Annotated in this window: 1 pseudogene; it reads right to left on the bottom strand. The window is 52.0% G+C overall.

From position 1 onward, the window contains the following. Positions 1-202 (bottom strand): annotated as a pseudogene (locus A3712_RS16225) (hypothetical protein); the annotation flags it as partial.

Here is a 202-nt window from a genome sequence, read left to right as displayed (position 1 = left end):
CACCATTATCAAACTCGTTTGCTGACTCCTCCGCAAGCCAGAGTAACTCTGCGGCTTGCTCTGGTCTCTTTTTGAGTAACTCTAAGCGTGCGCGGCTGATATAAGAGTGGGCTTTCATCCACACTAGGTTGTGCTCAACCGCAAGTTCATGGGCTTTGGCTGTGGCACGCTCAGCGTCATCTAAGCGCTCAAGCCCAAGTAG

Origin of the sequence: Vibrio sp. HI00D65, from assembly GCF_001635455.1 — a bacterium.
Taxonomy (GTDB): Bacteria; Pseudomonadota; Gammaproteobacteria; order Enterobacterales; family Vibrionaceae; genus Vibrio.
This window is presented reverse-complemented; position numbering and strand designations above follow the sequence as displayed.